Origin of the sequence: Caballeronia sp. BR00000012568055, assembly GCF_029439455.1 — a bacterium.
Taxonomy (GTDB): domain Bacteria; phylum Pseudomonadota; class Gammaproteobacteria; order Burkholderiales; family Burkholderiaceae; genus Caballeronia.
The window spans coordinates 30,835-50,412 of the sequence record NZ_JAQFVG010000298.1 but is presented as its reverse complement, the minus strand read 5'-3'; the positions used below and the strand labels follow the sequence as shown (position 1 = coordinate 50,412).

Sequence of the window (19,578 nt, the reverse complement as noted above, 5' to 3'; positions counted from 1 at the left end):
AGCAAGCCCGGACAGTTTCCCGTCCGGGCTCGTTATTTTTAACGCATCAGCAGAATCAGCTCGCTGCCGCCGATGCCGCCTTCGGTGCGCTGGCCGCACCGTAATCCACCGGCGCATCCGCGGGGCGCGGGGTATCGCCGGTATTTTCGATCCATCCGCCGCCGAGGAATTGATACAGATCGACGAGGTTGGTCAGGCGGTTCAGCCGCGCCGAAATCAGCGTCTGCTGCGCCGAGTACAGATCGGTTTGCGCCGTCAGCACCGCGAGATAGCTGTCCACGCCGTTGCGATACCGCAGATCCGACAACTCCAGCCGGCGGCTCTGCGATTTCACGAAACGTTCGAGCGACTGAATCTGCGAGTCGTAGGTGCCGCGCGCGGCGAGGCCATCGGCGACTTCGCGGAATGCGGTCTGAATCGCCTTCTCGTAGTTGGCGATCTCGATGCGCTTCTGCACGTTGGCCAGATCGAGGTTGGCGACGTTCTGACCGCCTTCGAAGATCGGAATGGAAATCTGCGGCGCGAACGACCACGCCGCCGATCCCGGCTTGAACAGACCGCCGAGCGTCGGCGACAGCGTGCCGAAGCTGCCCGTCAGCGAGACCTTCGGGAAGAACGCCGCGCGCGCCGCGCCGATATTCGCATTCGCCGCCAACAACGTCTGCTCGGCAGCAGCAATGTCGGGACGACGCGTCAGCAGATCGGACGGCAGACCGGCCGGGATATCGGAGAGCAGATTCTGCGCGTCGAGCGGCATGCCTTGCGGCAGATCGTCGGGCAACGGCTCACCGACCAGCACGACGAGCGCGTTTTCCGCCTGTGCACGCAAGCGCGCCTGCGCCTGCAGATTCGCCTGCGCCTGCTGCACCACGCCCTCGGACTGACGCAGATCGAGTTCCGAACCCGTGCCGTTATCGAATTGCAGCTTGGTGATCCGATACGACTCCTGCGCCGTCTTCAGCGTGTTCTGCGTGACGACGAGCTGATCGTCATAGGCGAGCATGGTCAGATACTGATCCGCCACCGACGACACCAGCGAAATTTCCGCCGCCTTGCGCGATTCCGCCGTCGAAAGATACTGCGCCAGCGCCTGATCCTTCAGGCTGCGAATCCGCCCGAAGAAGTCGATTTCCCACGACGCGCTCAACCCCACCTGATACTGGTTCGAGATCGTCTGGTTGAAGAACGACAAATCCTTCGGCGTGCGCTGCTTGCTCTGCGACGCCACGCCGTCCAGCGTTGGGAACAGACCCGCGCGCGTGATCTGATACTGCGCGCGCTGCGCATCCACGTTCAGCACGGAGACGCGCAGATCGCGGTTGTTCTTCAGCGCCAGCGAGACGATCTCGCGCAGACGCGGATCGGAGAAAAACTCGCGCCAGCCGATTTCCGGCGCGTTCTGCCCGTTCGCGCTGCGGCCTTTGCTCGCCTCGGAATCCGCGTCCGGCTGCGTCGCGTAGACGCCGCCTTGCGGGAAGTTCTGCGAGACGGGCGCGGCCGGGCGCTCGTACTTCGGCTCGAAGGTGCAGCCGGCGGCGAGCATCGCGACCGAGGCTGCGATCAAAGATAGTTTAAGCATCTCAGTGTCCTTCCTTGCCCGTGGCGGGCGAACCGCCGTGCGGACCTTCGATATCGCCGTCCGAACCCGGTGCCGGCACATCCTTGCTCTTGCTGAATTTCGAGATCACGACGAAGAACATCGGGATCATGAAAATCGCCAGGAAGGTCGCCGTCAGCATGCCGCCGATCACGCCCGTGCCAATCGCGTGCTGACTCGCCGAACCCGCGCCGTTACTGATCGCGAGCGGCATCACGCCGAGAATGAAGGCGAGCGAGGTCATCAGAATCGGGCGCAACCGCAGGCGCGCCGCTTCCATCGCCGCTTCCACCGTCGACATGCCCTGCATGCGCAGTTCACGCGCGAATTCCACGATCAGAATCGCGTTCTTCGCCGACAGACCCACGGTAGTCAACAAGCCGACCTGGAAGAACACGTCGTTTTCCAGTCCGCGCAAGGTCGCCGCCAGCAACGCGCCCAACACACCGAGCGGCACCACCATGATGACCGAGAACGGAATCGACCAGCTTTCGTACAGTGCGGCCAGACACAGGAACACGACGAGGATCGAGATGCCGTACAGAATCGGCGCCTGCGAACCCGACTGACGTTCCTGATACGACAACCCCGTCCATTCGTAACCGATCCCCGCCGGCAGCTTCGCTGCGATGGCTTCGATCGCCGTCATGGCCTGACCCGTCGATTTGCCTGCCGCCGCCGCGCCCTGGATTTCCACCGCCGAAATACCGTTGTAGCGTTCGAGCTTCGGCGAACCGTAGATCCACTGGCCCGTCGAGAACGCGGAGAACGGCACCATGGTTCCGGCCGTGTTCCGCACGTACCACTTGTCCATATCTTCCGGCGTCATGCGGAACGGACCGTCGCCCTGCACGTAGACCTTCTTGATCCGGTTATCGACGTCGAGGAAGTTGTTCACATACGCCGACGCCCATGCGATCGAGAATGTCTGGTCGATATCCGCAATCGCGACGCCCAGTGAACTCGCCTTCTCACGGTCGATATTCACCTTGAACTGCGGGGTATCGTTCAGGCCGTTCGGACGCACCTGCGCCAGCGTCGGGTCCTTCGCCGCCATGCCGAGCAGCATGTTGCGCGCTTCCATCAGCTTGGCGTGGCCGAGGCCGCCGCGATCCTGAAGTTCGAAGTCGAAGCCCGCCGCCGTGCCGAGTTCCGGAATGGAAGGCGGATTGACCGGGAAGATCATCGCGTCTTTGTACGGCGCGAAGTGCATGAACATCCGGCCGACCAGCGCCTGCACCTTCTCGTTGCTCGACTGACGTTGCGCGTAGTCCTTCATCCGCACGAACACGAGACCCGAGTTCTGGCCGCGACCCGCGAACGAGAAGCCGTTCACCGTGAACACCGACTCGACGATCGCCTTTTCGTCTTGCAGAAGGTACTCCTGCACATCCTTCAGCACGTGCGCGGTGTATTCCTGCGTGGAACCGGACGGCGCCTGCACCAGCACGAACATCGTGCCCTGATCTTCGTCCGGCAGGAACGACTTCGGCAGACGCAGGAACAGCATGCCCACCGCGACGATCACCACCAGATAGATGATCAGCCAGCGGCCCGAACGCCGGATCACGTGCTGAACGCCCTTGTGGTACTTGTCCTGGCTCTTGTTGAAGTTGCGATTGAACCAGCCGAAGAAGCCGGTCTTCGCTTCGGTGTGGCCTTCCTTGTGCGGCTTGAGAATCGTCGCGCACAGTGCGGGCGTGAGAATCAACGCGACCATCACGGACAGCACCATCGCCGCGACAATCGTCAAGGAGAACTGCCGGTAAATCGCGCCGACCGAACCGCCCGAGAACGCCACCGGCACGAACACCGCCGACAACACCAGCGCCACGCCGATCAACGCGCCGGTAATCTGGCCCATCGCTTTTCGGGTGGCTTCGCGTGGCGATAAATGCTCCTCGCTCATCACCCGTTCGACGTTTTCCACCACCACGATCGCATCATCGACGAGCAGACCGATTGCCAGCACGAGACCGAACATCGATAACACGTTGATGGAGAAGCCCACCGCCGACATGATCGCGAACGTGCCCAGCAACACCACCGGCACCGCGATGGTCGGGATGATCGTCGCCCGCAAATTCTGCAGGAACAGATACATCACCAGGAACACCAGCACGATACCTTCGATCAGCGTCTTGACCACTTCCTCGATCGACAGGCGCACGAACGGCGTGGTGTCGTACGGATACTTCACCACCAGACCGTGCGGGAAGTACTTCGACAACTGATCGACCTTCTCGCGCACGGCCTTCGCGGTCGCGAGCGCGTTCGCGCCGGTGGCCAACTGAATACCGAAGCCCGCGGTCGGCTGACCGTTGTACTTGGTGTCGAAGTTATAGTTTTCGCCGCCCAGTTCGATGTGCGAGACATCCTTCAGACGCACCTGCGAGCCATCCTGATTCACCTTCAGCAGAATGTTGCCGAACTGCTCGGGCGTCTGCAAAAGCGTCGCTTCCGTGATGGTCGCCTGCAACATCTGACCGGGAACCGCCGGTGTGCCGCCGAGCGAACCCGCCGCCACCTGCACGTTCTGATTGGTGATGGCGTTCTTCACGTCCACAGGCGTGAGCGAGAAGTTGGTCAGCTTGGTGGCATCGAGCCAGATACGCATGGCGTATTGCGAGCCGAACAGCGTGGTCGTGCCGACGCCATCCAGACGCGACAACGGGTCCGCCACGTTCGACGCCACGTAGTTCGCCAAATCGTACTTGCTCATGCTGCCGTCTTCGGACACGAACGCGAGCACCAGCAAGAAGCTCGAACTCGACTTCGTGACCTTGGTGCCCAACTGCTGCACGACCTGCGGCAACAACGGCGTCGCCAGTTGCAGCTTGTTCTGCACCTGAACCTGCGCGATGTCCGGATTCGTGCCCGCCGCGAACGTCAGCGTGACGGTGGCCGTGCCCGAGTCATCGGAGGTGGACGACAGATACAGCAAGTGATCGAGACCGGTCATCTGCTGCTCGATCACCTGCGTCACGGTGTTTTCAACCGTGCTCGCCGATGCGCCCGGATACGTCGCACTGATCTGAATGGCCGGCGGCGCGATCGTCGGATACTGCGCAACCGGCAGCGTGAAGATCGACGCCATGCCCGCCAGCATCAGAATGATCGCGATCACCCACGCAAAAATCGGGCGATCGATAAAAAACTTTGCCATGTGACAGGCTCCCTTTTATTTCCCGGCCGAGGCGGCGTTGGCAGACGCAGCCGATGCGCCGGTCGCGCCGTTGGCGGAGTCCTGCTGGCCTTGCGAATTGGCCGGCGCCGCCGACGCACCTTGCGGAGCCGATCCCGCTTGCGGAGCCGAAGCCGCTGCCGCGCCCGAAGCCCCTGCGACGGGATACGGGAACTTGGCATCGACGGGTTTGACCTGCATGCCCGGCTTGGCCTTTTCCACGCCGTTCACGATCACGCGATCGCCCGGATTCAGGCCGGAATCGACCACCCAGCTCTGGCCGTACGTGCCGCTCGTCACGAGCTGACGCAGTTCGACCTTGTCGTCCTTGCCGACCACCAGCGCGGTCGGCTGACCCTTCTGGTCATGCGTCACGCCGATCTGCGGCACGACCAGCGCGTGGTCGTTGGTGCCTTCCTGAATGCGCGCGCGCACGAACATGCCCGGCAGCAGCACGCGATCCTTGTTCTGGAAGATCGCGCGAACGGTGACCGAACCCGTGCTCTGATCGACGCTGACATCGGAGAATTGCAGCTTGCCCTGCTCCGAGTACGTGCGGCCGTCTTCCAGCACCAGCGAGACCTTCGCGGCGTGAATGCCTTCGGTTTGCAGACGCCCTTCCTGAATCTGACGACGCAGCTTGAGGCCATCGACGCTCGATTGCGTCAGATCGACGTAGATCGGATCGAGTTTCTGCACGGTGGTGAGCAGCGTCGCCGCGCTCGCCTGCACGTACGCGCCCGGCGTGACTTGCGAGAGACCGGTGCGGCCGGAGATCGGCGAGACGACATCCGTATAGCCGAGATTGATCTGCGCGGTATCGACGGCGGCCTTGCCGGACGCGACGTCCGCGACCGCCTGACCTTGCGAGGCGACGGCGTTGTCGTAGTCCTGCTTGCTGACCGCGTTGGCTGCGACCAGCACCTTGTAGCGCTGGACCAGCGCGTTTTGCGTCGCGACGTTGGCCTGCGCCTTCGCGAGCGTGGCCTTGGCCGTATTCAGCGATGCGATGTACGGCGCCGGATCGATCTTGTACAGGCGTTGGCCTTGCTTGACGTCATCGCCTTCGGTGAATTCACGGCGCAGCACGATGCCGTCCACCCGTGCGCGCACTTGCGCGACGAGGAAAGCACTGGTGCGGCCCGGCAGTTCCGATACGACCGGCACGGTTTGCGGCTGCACCGTGACGATGCCGACTTCAGGCGTTTGCGGCGGAGGCGCCGACTGTTTTTGTCCGCAGGCGGCCAGAAAAACGGCAGCCGTCGCGGCGGTGATTAAGCGGAGTGGTACCCGTTCGACGCGCATGGAGCGACCTCTGTCTAAGACTGAGAGTGAAGTGGGTGCGCGACGGCCTTCCCCGGGCGAAGCCGCGCACGAGCGTCGTAAGACGCTGACCAGAAGCAGTGAGACCAGTGGCGCTTTTCACCGGCGCGCGGCCGGCACAGTGAATCCGGACGACGGCTGGAAACCGTCGCCTCAGGCGCAAGGACGGCCAGAACGGGCCATCTCAAAAATCAGGCGCAATACAGACCACGACACCACTGAAACCTAGGCTTACTGATCGGTGCGTGGTATTGTATATACATTCGCGAATGAATGTAAAAAACGTGCGCAATCTGATCTTACAGCGCGTTAGGCGAAATTTGCTTGAACATCCAATCAATTAGACAAATTCCCGACATCGGCGCAAGTAATTTGCTGCGGTGCGGGACACGCGGGAGCACGCGGCATCACGCCGCACACTATGGTCAGACGAACCAAGGAAGAAGCACAGGAGACGAGAAATCGCGTGCTGGATGCCGCCGAGCACGTGTTTTACGAGAAAGGCGTGTCGCGCACCACGCTGGCGGATATCGCGCAGGCGGCGGGCGTGACGCGCGGCGCGATCTACTGGCACTTCACCAACAAGAGCGATCTTTTCAACGCGATGTTCGACCGCAGTCTGCTGCCGCTCGATGAACTGGTTGAATCGACGCTCGATGGCCGAGAAGAAGATCCGCTGGCGCGGCTGCGCGAACTGTTCATCTGGTGCATGCACAACATCACCACCGACGAGCAGCGCCGCCGCGTGTTCGACATTCTGTTTATGAAGTGCGAATTCGTCGAGGAGATGGGCCCGGTGCGCGAGCGGCATCAGAACAGCATGCGCGATGGCATGGAACGTATCGCGCGGGCGCTGCGCAATGCGGTCGAGAAGAAGCAACTGCCCGCCACGCTGGACACGCGCCGCGCCACCGTCATGCTCCACACGATGTTCAGCGGCATCCTGCACGACTCGCTGATGTTGCCCGATCTCGTCGATCCGGAGCGCGATTCGGAAGCGCTGATCGATGCGTGTTTCGATGCCTTGCGCTGCAGTCCGGCGCTGCTTCTGCCCGCCTAGCCGTTATAAACCGACGCGCGGCGCAAAGAACGCGAACAGCGCGATGCACACGAGCATCGTCGCCCACGCCCAGCCGGGCAGCCCGAGCGGATGATGCTCGTGCGAATGATCGCGATGCCGCAACAGCCCGTGTCCCGGCATCCGATGCCGCAAGACACCGGAGGCATCGCCATGAACGCCGCCGTGCAACGCGCGCGCACTCACGCCCGACCGACGCGAAAACGCCGACGACATCACGCTCGGCCGCAAAAACAAGTGCCGCCGCTCCTCGACCGTCCGCACCGACGGCAGACCGTGCTTGGCGCGCACCACTTCGCAGAACTCGGCAAAGAAATCGTCCGCGCCTTCGCGCAGCGCGTTCTCGATCTGACGCGACGGCAAACCGGCCAGCGGCCCGGCAACCGTCGCCCACACCGTATATTCGACGCAGGTCGATTCGCCGTCGTCCTCCGGCAGCAACGCCACTGCGATCTGCCCGCGCAAGGAACCGACGCCATCGCTGCGCGCCTTGAAGCTCAGTGTGCGCGCGTAGACGTAGTCATCGGAATGGGTGGAAGTTTTGGGTTCGACGGGATTCAAACCCTGACGCGTGCGGCCCGCCGCGTGCGCCTTGATCTCGTAACGCGCCCTGAGCGCGCCGAGCGGCACGGTCAGCGTCAGCGCATATTCACCGTTCGGCGTGCGCGTGAACGATTCGCAATTGTCCAGACTCGCGCGCAACAGGGCGAGATCGGACAGCGCCGCCTGGACATGCTCCGGATCGAGCGGAACGCGCAACGCTTCGGTGACTTCCATCCGATCCTCCGGGGCCAAAAAACCGCATGGATTTCGTTATCGCGTAATCGGCGTAATGCGTCTGTACGGCAACTCGCCTAGGAAGTCTCGTCGATGCGATCCACCCGCCCGCGATAAAAAGCCAGATAGCCTTTGATCTGCACGGCGGCATCGCTCGGGGATTCGTAACTCCACGCGGCGTTTTCGACGGGACCGTCTTCCGTCAGCAAGTGGTAGTGCGTCGCCTGACCCTTGATCGGGCAATGCGAGGTATGGATCGACCGTTCGAGACGCGCCATGTTGACGTCGGCGCGCGGGAAATAATGCACGTTTTCCGCGCCTGCTTCGGCGAGCGTAAGCGCGGCGTGGGTATCGGCATAGGTGACGCCCTGATGGATCACGCGGCAGCGCCGGCCGTTCGGCTTGATCGCGATGCGATGCGCTGCTTCGTGGCCGTCGTTCAGGTCCGTGGTCATCGTGTGTCCTCCGGCGTGCTTGCGCCTACTTGCGTCTGCTTTCAGGCGATCTCTTACTAAAAAAGCCACGAGCGCGACGGCAAGCTCGTGGCTTAATTATGAGACAAGTTTCGCCCGTCGGGTTGCGGTGATTGCGCCGACCTCAGGCGATTGTTGCGCGCTTACTGAATGCTCCAGTGGAAGGCCGCTTTCGCCTTGCCCGGACCGGAAACCGCGACGGTTTGCTTCTTTTCCTGATCCTTGTATTTTGCGGCGATCGTGTAGCTGCCCGCCGGTAGTTTCACCAGCATGTACGGTCCCATCGATTCGGCGTTCAGCACTTCGCCTTTGCTGCCGGTAATCCGCACATGCACGTTCGACAGATAATCCGCCGTCGGTCCCGTGAATCGCAATGAAAGCGGCCAATGCGCCTGTTCCCGTTGCAGCGCATGCGATTCATCCAGTCCCACGCCGCCCGACGTGTACGACACATCGCCTTGTTGCTGGATTTGCGGCAGACCGCCGCCGTTGGTGTTGCCGGCGCTCGAAGTATCGCTGGTGCCGCCGCTGGTCGTGCCCGATGCCTGCGCCCACGCGCCACCCGCGAGCGCCGCCGTGATCAATGCAACTGCAATCTTTCCCGTGGTCTTGTTCATCATCGTCGTTTTCTCCTCTCCTTTATCCGATGCCGCCGCGTACTACGTAAAAGGCGACGTTACGCCCGATGCGTGGAGATCACGCGATGGGGCACCGAAGCACGCTGGAGCATGCTTCGTGCCCGCATCGCCTTGTGGATCGTCAAGTGCGCGGGTTAGCCGAGATCGACTGGAACGAAGATCTGCGCATCGTCACGCTGGATCAACAGCGCGATGCTGTCGCCGGCTTTCGAGATCATCGCCTTCAATTGCTGCGGTGAAGTGACCGGCTGGCCGTTGACCGCGAGAATCACGTCGCCCGGCTGGATGCCCGCGTTCGCCGCCGCGCCGTTGCTCTGCTGCACGAGCAGACCGCGCGACACCGAACCCTGCTGCTTCTCTTCCGGCGTCAACGGCCGCACCGCCACGCCCAGACGCGCGTCCTGCGCGCTCGCGCCGCCATCGTCGCCGTTGGCATTGGCGCTCGCGGTCTTCGCGTCCTTCAATGCGCCGATGGTCACGTCCAGATCCTTCGCGCTTTTATCGCGCCACACCGTCACCTTCGCCGATGTACCCGGCGCCAAGCCCGCGACCTGCGCCGGCAGCGACGTCGAATCCGCGACCGGTGCGCCATTGAGCGCGGTGATCACATCGCCCGGCTGCAAGCCCGCCTTCGCCGCCGGACCGCCCGGCTCGACCGAACTCACCAGCGCGCCCGCCGGCGACTTCATGCCGAACGAATTCGCCAGCGTCTGATTCATGCCCTGCACCGTCACGCCGAGCCTGCCGCGATCGACGTGACCGGTTTTGATGATCGCGTCCTTCACCTTGATCGCTTCGTTGATCGGGATGGCGAACGAAAGACCCTGGAAGCCGCCGGTCTGCGAATAGATCATCGAATTGATGCCGATTACTTCGCCCTGCAGATTGAACAGCGGCCCGCCCGAATTACCCGGATTCACCGGCACATCGGTCTGGATGAACGGCGTGTAATTCTCGTTCGGCAGCGCGCGCGATTTCGCACTAATGATGCCCGAGGTCACGGTGTTATCGAACCCGTAAGGCGAGCCGATCGCCACCACCCACTGGCCGACCTTGCTGCCGTTCGGATCGCCGATCTTCACGGTCGGCAGATCCTTCGCGTCGATCTTCAGCACCGCGACGTCCGACTGCTTGTCCGCGCCGATCACCTTCGCGCGATATTCGCGCTTGTCCGTCAGCTTGACCGTGACGACATTGGCGTTATCGACGACGTGCGCGTTGGTGAGAATGTAGCCATCGCTGCTGACGATAAAGCCCGAACCCAGCCCTTCGCTCGGACGATCCGCGCCGGAGCCGCCATCGCCGCCACCGCCGCCCAGGCCGGGCACGTTGCCGTAGAAGCGCTTGAAGAACTGGTAGAAAGGATCGTCGGGATCCATCGGCACCTGATTGGCGTTGCCGTTGCCATTGCCACCGCCGCGACGCTGCGCCGTCTGCTTGACGACGTGTTTCGCGCTGATGTTCACCACGGCCGGACCGTAGGTTTCGACGAGACCGGAGAAATCGGGGATACCGGTCTTGGCCGCGGCTTCGGCGGGCATCATCGCCGCTTGCGCGGGCGCGATGACCTGCGGCGCAGGCACATTGTTATGACCGGCCACGTAGCCCGCCGATACGGCAACGGCGACGGCCACTGCGGCGGCGCTGCGGGTGAGGATCTTCGATTTCATCGTGTGCTCCTGACGAGGGATGCGCTGCCTGATTGAATTGAAAAAGGTTGAAAAAGCAGCGCGCTTTTTCGATGGAGCAAGATTACGGGGCGTCGCTTAAACGTCTCTTAAACCGATGTACACGTCATTTACGGGCGACTTTCACGCTGGTTTCAGAACTCGTAGCCGATCTGCGCGCGCACGCCCGTGTCGTGACCGGTCGTCGAAAACGCGCCGTTGACCAGCCAGCGCCCGTTCTCCGAGCGATACGTCCCGCCGAGTCCCATCGCGGAGTAGCCCTTGTAGTTCGCGGCGCCCGCGGCGACCAGGATCTTGCCCGGCGCGCTCGGCGTGAGATTCGGCATCGCCATGGCAGCCGCGACGCCCGCGAAAGCCGCACTCGCGACCGAATTCACGCTGCCCAGCACCGTGGACAGTTGATTCACATTCACCGCGTCGGTGCCGTTGACGCCCGGCGCGACATTCGTGATGCGGCGCTCGTTGCCCGGTGAACCCATCGAGACCGAGTTGTCTTCGCTGGCCACCGACCCGCTGCCGATCGCAACCGAATTGTTGCCCGATGCAATCGCGCCGTTGCCCATCGCTATCGAACCCGAGCCGCTCGCGACGGCCGGCGTGCCCGTGCCCGACGATGCAATCACCGATGTCGCGCTCACGAGGCTGGCGAGTTGCTGGTTGGTCGCATAGAGCTGCGAACCGTTGACGCCATCCGTGCTGCTCGCGGAAAGCGCGCCCGCCGTCAGGCCGGTCACCGTGCGCGTGCCTTGCGTGCCGGTGAGATCGACGACCTTGCCGTCGGTGTTTCTGGCAACCTCGATATTGCGCGATCCCAGATCCTGCTTCACCACGCCCACTCCGCCACCGTTGAGCTGATTGGTGATGTTGGTGATGTCCGATGTGTTCTTCGCGATTTGCGTCGTATTGTTCGTCACGCTGGTCGTCAGACTCGCGATATCCGATGTGTTCTGCGTCACATTCGAGTTGAGACCCGCAATGGCCGCCGTGTTCTGCGTCACGCGGCCGTCCAGGTTCGAGACGGCCGCGCCCACGCTGTTCACGGTCTGACCGTTGACGGTGTACGTCGGCGCGGTGACGGAGCCATCGCTGTTCACGGTCGAGCCGCCGCCGAGCGACGCCGCCGTGGAACTGGCGAGCGCATACAGTTGCGAGCCGTTCACCGCCTGCCTGCTCGTGCTCGTCACTGCGCCGTTCGCCACGCCTTCCAGCACGCGCGCCCCCGCAAGCCCCGTGAAATTGACGATGCCGCCATCGGTATTTGCCGCCACATTGATATTGCGCGTCACCGGGTCTTGCTGAACCAGGCCGATTTCGCCGTTGTCGAGCTGGTTGGCGATCGTGGTGATTTGCGTCGTGTTCTGCGTCGTGCGGCCATCGATATTGCTGATCGCATCGCCGACGTTGTTCACGGTCGTTCCGCCGACGGTGTACACGGGCGCGGTGATCGAGCCATCGGTATTCACCGTCGAGCCGCCGCCGAGCGATGCAGCCGTGAAACTGGCGAGCGCATACAGTTGCGAGCCGTTCACCGCCTGCTTGCTGCTCGCATTGACCGCGCCGTTCGCCACGCCATCCAGAAGGCGCGCGCCTTGCGTGCCGGTGAAATCGACTGTCGTGCCGTCGGTGCTTTTCGCCACGGTGATGGTGCGCGTGGTCGCGTCCTGTTGCACGAGGCCGATTTCGCCGTTGTTGACCTGGTTCGTGATGTTGGTGATGTCGGTCGTGTTTTGCGCGACCTGCTGATTGGTCGCGTACAACTGCGAGCCGTTCACGGCATCCATGCTTGCAGCCGACAACGCGCCGCTTTGCACGTTCGTCAATTGCACCGGTGTGCCTGCGGTGCCCAGTGTCACCACGTTATGCGCCGATGAGTCGTACGTCACTGCGTTGCTTAGCGTGCTGTTTATCGACGTGATCGCGCTGTTGATCGTGCCGATATCGCTGGTGTTCTGTGCCACGTTCGCGTTGGTCGCGTTCAGTTGCGACATGTTCACCGCGTCGGTCGCCGCCACGCCTGCCGTCACGTTTTGTAGCGTGCGCGTTGCGCCGTTCTTATCGGCGAAATCGACCGCTGTGCCGTCGGTGGCTGCGCCAACCGTCAGATTTGCGCCCGGCGCAGGCTGTTGCACGAGACCGATCGTGCCGCTGTCGATCTGGTTCGTCAGATTGCTGATGGCCGTCGTGTTACCGGCAATGTTCGTCGTGTTTTGCGCGACTTGCTGATTGGTCGCGTACAACTGCGAGCCGTTCACCGCGTCCGTGCTCGCAGCCGACAACGCGCCGCTCTGCACGTTCGTCAATTGCACCGGCGTGCCTGCGATGCCCAGCGTCACCACGTTATGCGCCGATGAGTCGTACGTCACCGCGTTGCTCAGCGTGCTGTTGATCGCGCTGATATTGCTCGTGTTCTGCGCCACGTTTGCGTTGGTCGCGTTCAGTTGCGACATGTTCACCGCGTCCGTGGCCGCCACGCCCGCCGTCACGTTTTGTAGCGTGCGCGTCGCGCCGTTCACGTTGGCGAAATCGACTGCTGTGCCGTCCGTAGCTGCGCCAACCGTCAGATTCGCGCCCGCCGCCGCCTGCTGCACGAGACCGATCGTTCCGTTGTTGATCTGGTTCGTCAGATTGGTGGTGTTCGTCGCGTTCTGAGCCACGGCAGCATTGGTCGTGTTCAACTGCGACACGTTCACGGCATCGGTATTCGCCACACCGGGAGCCAGTCCGGTGATCTTGAAGTTGTTCATGTTCACCGTGCTGAGTATGTTCACTCCGTTGATGGCGAACACGCTCATCGTGCCGTCCTTGTTGCCGGTGAGATAAACCTTTGATGCGGTTCCAAGCGTTTGACCATTGGGACCGGTATCGGTGAAAAGGCCCCAGTAATAGACGGAGGTTGAGCAAGGGGCCAGCACGGCGCCGCCCCCTGAACCCACGCCATAGGCAGTGTTGTCGTCGGCGCACGCGACGAAAGCGCCGCTAGACGCCATTGCGCCCTGGCTTGCGAAGTTCAACGCCGGACCGACGATGCTCACGATTAAACCGCGACGGATCGACATGGCGAATGCGCGCTTTACATCGATTTGCTTTTTGCGATTGATCGCAGGTTCTGACGCCACGATCCAAGTGGCAGTCACCGTATTCCAAATAACCCGAAAAGTTTTGTTCATGGAAAACATGTGATTCACCAGTCGGACAGAATGCAATCAAATAGCGCTCGGCCACAATACGACTCAGGGAAACTAAGCGAATTAATCGGGCAAACGAATCCCCCGGAAAAGTCGCGTAAAACTTTTCCTATTCCGTGCTCGATGAATATCGCGTTTACCTTGTGCAGGATAGCTTAGTATCAAAGGCATCGAATATCATATTTTAATTGTTATTGAGCATACAAAAGCCCTTATATTCAGGCACGTATGAATTAAGACACGCTTTGTGATTGTATTATTTTTGGCTGCGATTAAAGACGATTTAAATCATTTTCGATAATCAGTCGCTGTTATTTCCTTCCTCAACCTTTCAAAACTCGTACTTCAGTTTCAAAATCGCGTCGTTCACGGAAGATCAAAAATAAAAAAGGCAGCCATTACTAAATAATGGCTGCCCTTCTCTGCTTCACGACTTTTACTTCAAACTTTCACGCTATACGATCAAAGACAATCAAAATTGCGCGATCACTTTTAGTCCGCCCGCCGTCGATTCGCTCAGCGAGACAACCGCATCATGCTGAATGGCAATGCGCCGCACGATCGCCAGTCCAAGCCCGCTGCCAGCGATATCCGTACGCGCACGATATTCACCCTCGCCCACGCGATAAAACCGGTCGAACACGCGTTCTCGTTCTGCTTCCGGAATGCCGGGCCCCGTATCGGAAATTTCGACGATCGGATGGCCGTCGTTTGCTTTCAGACACACATCCACGCGCCCGCCCTTCGGCGTGTACTTCGTCGCGTTATCAATGAGATTGTTGAACATCACGCGCAGCGAATCGGCATCGCCGATAACGCTCGCCGCTTCGCTCGATTCAATGCCCAGATCCACGCCGCGTTCCTGCGCAACCAGCACATACGCGCGCACGCAATCGTCGAGCAAGGCGTGCAAATCGACACGCGTTGCGACGCCCTTGCCGTCCGGCTCCGAACGCGCCAGCGCGAGCAATTGCTCCGCCAGCCGCGTCGCGCGCGCGATGCCTTCGTGCAGATCGGCAAGCGCTTCGCGGCGCGTGTCGTCGTCCTGTGCGCGCGCAACGAGTTGCGCCTGAATCTGCACGGCGGCAAGCGGCGTGCGCAGTTCGTGCGCGGCATCGGCGACGAAGGCTTTTTGGGTATCGAGCGCGGTCGATAGGCGCGATAGCAGCGCGTTCAACGCGCGCACCACGGGCCGCACTTCCTGCGGCAGACGTTGATCGGAGAGCGGATCGAGGGCATCGGGATGACGCGTGTCGAGCGCGCGCGTGACGCGTTGCAAAGGCGCGAGTCCGCGTCCGACGATCACCCAGATTGCCAGACCCAGCAGCGGCAGCAGCAGCACGAGCGGCCACAACGTGCGCCACGCGACGCCCGCCGCCACGCGATTGCGTATCGACAAAGGCTGCGCGAGTTGCACCACGTTATCGCCGACGATCGCGCTATACACGCGCCATTCGCCGCGCGGCGTCATTTCCGTGGAGAAGCCGAGTTCCGCGTGCGGCGCAAGCGGCACGCGCGGATGCGAGTAGTACATCAGCACGCCATTGCGATTCCAGATTTGGATCACGACGCCTTCATCGCTCTCGCTGCGCGAGGTCAGCACGCCCGAAAACGGCTCCGACGGCAACGCCGCCGCAATCTGCTGAAGCTGGTAATCGAACAGTTCGTTGGCTTCGGCGAGCGCTTGCCGATAGATGAGCCATCCCGCGATACCCACGCCAAAAATCACCAGCGCGAGCAGCCAGATCAGCAGCGTTCGGCGGATCGACCGCATCAGGCGTCCTTCGCGACCATGTAGCCCAGGCCGCGCACGTTTCGGATCAAATCCGCGCCGAGTTTCTTGCGCAGCGAGTGGATGTACACCTCCACCGTGTTGCTGCCGATTTCCTCGCCCCAGCCGTAGATTTTTTCTTCGAGCTGACTCTTCGATAACACTGCGCCCGGCCGCGCCATCAGCGCTTCGAGCAAGGCGAATTCGCGCGCCGACAGCGATACCGGCGCACCCGAAAGCGTCACCTGATGGCCGACCGGATCGAGCGTCAGTTCGCCATGCCGCACCAGCGATTCGCCGCGCCCCGCGTGACGGCGAATCAGCGCGCGCATGCGTGCGCCGAGTTCATCGAGATCGAAGGGTTTGACGAGGTAATCGTCCGCGCCCGCGTCCAGCCCTTTCACGCGATCAGCGATTGCATCGCGCGCGGTGACGACCAGCACGGGCAAGGCGTTCGCGCGTGCGCGCAGCGTCTTGAGCACGTCGAGGCCGTCGCGTTTGGGCAGGCCGAGATCGAGCAGCATCAGATCGTAGGACTCGCCGCTCACGGCTGTCAGCGCCGCCTCGCCGTCCTGTACCCAGTCCACCGCGAAGCCATCCGCGCGCAGTGCCTTGCGCACGCCTTCGGCGATCATTCGATCATCTTCGACAAGCAGGATTCGCATGGCATCGTCTGTTCGTGATTGAGGGAGCGGCATTCGGGCCGCAATGAATTTTATCCGCGCGGGCCTTAAACCGGACTTAACGCAAATTGCAAGGACAGCGGAGCATCGACGTATTCGTACGATTTTCGCAAGGCGGCTTGTCTACAATAGCCGCTTCGCCCGTGCCGGCATCGACCGAGGCGCGCGGCGTGGCCTCAACCTTCACGCTCAAAAAACGATCGTCCATGCCGCTTTTTCTGCCTGCATTCCGCTCTCTGTCCGTCGCGCTGTGCGTGACGATCGCCAGTGCCGCACTCGTTCAATCGCCCGCAGCGTATGCGCGCGGCGGCGGTTCGAAATCCGAGGGACAAAAGCACGCGCCCGAACGCGCTGCACGCAAGCCTGCTAAATCGAAGGTCCGCGTACCAAGCGGCCCGCTTCCCGTTTCGGTGATGGCCGCGCTCGCCCGCGCCCACGTGCCGCTTTCGTCGATGAGCGTGGTCGTGCAGCGGATCGGCGCGCCGGCGCCGCTGGTGTCCGTGAATGCAAACGAGCCGATGCTGCCCGCATCGACCATGAAGCTGGTGACGACGTATTCCGGTTTGTCGCTGCTCGGTCCCGACTATCGCTGGAAAACCACCGCGTACGCCGACGGCCAGGTCGATCCGCAAGGCATTCTGCACGGCAATCTGTACATTCAGGGCACGGGCGATCCCAAACTCGTGCCCGAAGAACTGATCGATCTGGTCGATCAGATTCGCAAGAACGGCATCACCGGAATCGATGGCGGGCTGGTGCTCGACAAGCGTTATTTCGATGCCTCCACGCGCGATCTGCCCGCCTTCGACAACGACGATTCCGCGCCCTACAACGTCGGTCCCGATCCGCTGCTCTACGCGTTTAAATCGCTGTCCTTCACGTTGACGCCGAACGAAGACGGGCAAGTATCGATCGACGTGCTGCCGCAACTCGCGCAATTGCAGATCGATAACGAATTGCGCGTGACGCGCGGCGCGTGCACGGGATCGTTGCAGGCGGCGTCGCCGAGCGTGGCGCAGACGCAGGGCGGCTTCGTGCAGGCATCGTTTATCGGCGACTATCCGTTGCGTTGCGGCTCGCGCACCGTGAACGTGGCCGCGCTCGATCATTCGACGTTCTTCGCAGGCGGTTTCCTCGCGCTGTGGAAGCAGACCGGCGGCACATTCCAGGGCACCACGCGCGAAGGCCCGACGCCTTCATCGGCGCGGCTGGTCGGCACGCACCGAAGCCCCGTCTTGTCCGATGTCGTGCGCGACATCAACAAGTTCAGCAATAACGTGATGGCGCGCAATCTGTTTCTGACCATCGGCGCGGTGCAATCGAAACCGCCCGCGACGACCGCGAAATCCGCCAACGCGATTCAGGCCTTCCTGCGCCGCAGCGCCCTGCCGATGAACGGTCTCGTGCTCGACAACGGCTCGGGTTTATCACGCGATGAGCACATCAGCGCCGCGTCGATGGCCGATCTTTTGCAGGCCGCGAACGCCAGTCCGGTGGCACAGGTCTTCGTCGAATCGCTGCCGATTGCCGGTGTCGATGGCACCATGCGCAACCGTCTCACCAACGCAGGCGCGCTCGGCAACGCGCACATCAAGACCGGCACCTTGCGCGATGTGCGGGCGATCGCCGGTTATGTCGGCGCGGCGAACGGCGAGAGCTACGTCGTAGTGAGCTTCATCAACGATCCGCGCGCGGAAGCGGCCCGCGCCGCGCACGATGCGCTGCTCGAATGGGTCTACGAAGGCGCGCGCAAAACGGGCGAAATCGAGTAGCGCCAAGCACGCCTGCGGGAAATCGGCAATCCGCCGAAACCCGCGCGTGCCTGAGCTTCTACCGAAGATTTCTTCTACGAAGTCCCGCCCGATAAGGCTCGCGCGCCGTGTACGCTGTCGTGCACGGCGCCCGGCCGATCGATCGTTCGATGCCGGACGACTCGACATCGCGCGTGCATGCGTCACAATGCGATGCAGGATCGGATGTCGGCCGACATGACGCCGACGCCGCGCCGAGACAAAAACACCGAAGATCGGAGACGAGGTCCATGAAGAAGCAAGCATCGACGCGCGCCGCCTGGGCACGCTACGCGCGCATCGCAACCGCGAGCGCCGCATTCGCATTCATCGCTGCCTGCGGCGGTGGCGGCGACGACAACAACAATTCGACGCCCGCTGGCGGCGTCAAACTCCAGATCGTCTCGTTCGGCGACAGTTTGTCCGATGTCGGCACGTACGCGCCGGTCGCGGCGGCCAACTTCGGCGGCGGGCGATTCACGACGAATCCGGGTCAGGTCTGGGTGCAGAACGTCGCGCAGTATTACGGCGATACGCTCACGCCCGCGATGACGGGCGGCTTTGGCGTCGCGCCGGTGACGCAATCGGGGATGGGTTACGCGCAGGGCGGATCGCGTGTGACGAACCCGATCGGCATTGGTCACAACACGACGAATGCGGCGGATTATTCCGGCGCGCTGACGGTGCCGGTCGTCCAGCAGGTGACCAATTACCTCGCGGCGCACGGCAGCTTCAATTCGAATCAGCTCGTGATCATCAACGGCGGCGCGAACGATATCCTCTACAACCTGCAAGCGGCGCAAGCCGGTGCGATCACACCGACGGCTGCGAGCGCTGCCATTCAGCAGGCGGCGATCGATCTGGCGGGCGTCGTCGGCAAGGTCTTGCAGAGCGGCGCGACGCACGTGTTGGTGTCGGATGTACCGGATATTGGCACGACGCCGCAAGGCATGATGAGCAGTGCGACGGGCAAGGCACAGTTGTCGCAGGCATCGCTGGGGTTCAATCAAGTGTTGGCGGGCGCGTTGACGCAGGCCGGGCTGATGTCGAAGGTGATTTACCTCGATATCGTCGCGCCGCTGGCGAACATTACCGCGAACTTCGGACAGTACGGGTTCACGGTATCGAACACGGGCACGGCGTGTAATCTGCAAGCGATGGCGGCGGCGGCAGCGAAGTTCGGCGAGCCGAATCCGCAGGCGTTCGCGACGTCCTTGTTCTGTTCGCCGGAAACGCTGACGGTCGCGGGCGCGGATCAAACCTACATGTACGCCGATACCGTGCATCCGACCACGCATCTGCATGCGCTTTATGCGCAGACGGCGGAGCAGGTCGTGGCGAAGTCGGGGTTGGGGAAGTAAGTTTTTTAGAGTGGTAAAGAGCCGCCCGGC

At 62.1% G+C, this 19,578-nt stretch carries 13 protein-coding genes; 3 read left to right on the top strand and 10 right to left on the bottom strand.

Annotated elements, in window-relative coordinates; genetic code table 11:
• Positions 1-55 precede the first annotated feature (55 nt).
• Genes P7F28_RS18705 through P7F28_RS18695 form a run of 3 tightly spaced genes read right to left on the bottom strand, consistent with a single transcriptional unit; the run spans position 56 to position 6,086 of the window.
• Positions 56-1,579, bottom strand: a complete 1,524-nt coding sequence (locus P7F28_RS18705) for an efflux transporter outer membrane subunit (protein ID WP_277186082.1) — start codon at positions 1,577-1,579, stop codon at positions 56-58.
• Between the two features lies 1 nt (position 1,580).
• Complete coding sequence (locus tag P7F28_RS18700) at positions 1,581-4,763, bottom strand: efflux RND transporter permease subunit (protein WP_277186081.1); 3,183 nt, start codon at positions 4,761-4,763, stop codon at positions 1,581-1,583.
• 15 nt (positions 4,764-4,778) lie between these two features.
• Positions 4,779-6,086 carry an efflux RND transporter periplasmic adaptor subunit gene (locus tag P7F28_RS18695; RefSeq protein WP_277186080.1) on the bottom strand — a complete coding sequence of 436 codons (1,308 nt, stop codon included), beginning with the start codon at positions 6,084-6,086 and terminating at the stop codon, positions 4,779-4,781.
• 439 nt (positions 6,087-6,525) lie between these two features.
• On the opposite strand from P7F28_RS18695, the gene P7F28_RS18690 reads away from it, so the two are divergent.
• The gene (locus P7F28_RS18690; RefSeq protein WP_277186079.1) at positions 6,526-7,164 is read left to right on the top strand and encodes a TetR family transcriptional regulator; all 639 of its coding nucleotides are present in this window, start codon (positions 6,526-6,528) and stop codon (positions 7,162-7,164) included.
• Positions 7,165-7,167: 3 nt separating this feature from the next.
• On the opposite strand, the gene P7F28_RS18685 is transcribed toward P7F28_RS18690, so the two are convergent.
• From P7F28_RS18685 to P7F28_RS18655, 7 genes are all read right to left on the bottom strand, one after another.
• Positions 7,168-7,959, bottom strand: coding sequence for a CoxG family protein (locus P7F28_RS18685; protein WP_277186078.1), 792 nt, complete (start codon positions 7,957-7,959; stop codon positions 7,168-7,170).
• Positions 7,960-8,036: 77 nt separating this feature from the next.
• Complete coding sequence (locus tag P7F28_RS18680; RefSeq protein WP_277186077.1) at positions 8,037-8,414, bottom strand: DUF427 domain-containing protein; 378 nt, start codon at positions 8,412-8,414, stop codon at positions 8,037-8,039.
• A 161-nt stretch (positions 8,415-8,575) separates the two neighbouring features.
• On the bottom strand, positions 8,576-9,052 hold the full coding sequence (locus P7F28_RS18675; RefSeq protein ID WP_277186076.1) for a carboxypeptidase regulatory-like domain-containing protein: 477 nt from the start codon (positions 9,050-9,052) through the stop codon (positions 8,576-8,578).
• Positions 9,053-9,204: 152 nt separating this feature from the next.
• On the bottom strand, positions 9,205-10,740 hold the full coding sequence (locus P7F28_RS18670; RefSeq protein WP_277186075.1) for a DegQ family serine endoprotease: 1,536 nt from the start codon (positions 10,738-10,740) through the stop codon (positions 9,205-9,207).
• Positions 10,741-10,892: 152 nt separating this feature from the next.
• Positions 10,893-13,925, bottom strand: a complete 3,033-nt coding sequence (locus P7F28_RS18665) for a YadA-like family protein (protein WP_368860342.1) — start codon at positions 13,923-13,925, stop codon at positions 10,893-10,895.
• Between the two features lie 490 nt (positions 13,926-14,415).
• Positions 14,416-15,717 (bottom strand): ATP-binding protein, encoded by a 1,302-nt coding sequence (locus P7F28_RS18660; protein ID WP_277186073.1) that lies wholly within the window; start codon positions 15,715-15,717, stop codon positions 14,416-14,418.
• Positions 15,717-16,379, bottom strand: coding sequence for a response regulator (locus P7F28_RS18655; protein ID WP_277186072.1), 663 nt, complete (start codon positions 16,377-16,379; stop codon positions 15,717-15,719). Before P7F28_RS18655 ends, P7F28_RS18660 begins: the two co-directional genes overlap by 1 nt.
• A 224-nt stretch (positions 16,380-16,603) precedes the next feature.
• Here P7F28_RS18655 and dacB point away from each other — a divergent pair, with 224 nt between their 5' ends.
• Entirely contained in the window at positions 16,604-18,169 is a 1,566-nt protein-coding gene (dacB, locus tag P7F28_RS18650) for a D-alanyl-D-alanine carboxypeptidase/D-alanyl-D-alanine-endopeptidase (protein WP_277186071.1), read from the top strand.
• 269 nt (positions 18,170-18,438) lie between these two features.
• Positions 18,439-19,548, top strand: a complete 1,110-nt coding sequence (locus P7F28_RS18645; protein ID WP_277186070.1) for an SGNH/GDSL hydrolase family protein — start codon at positions 18,439-18,441, stop codon at positions 19,546-19,548.
• Positions 19,549-19,578 lie beyond the last annotated feature (30 nt).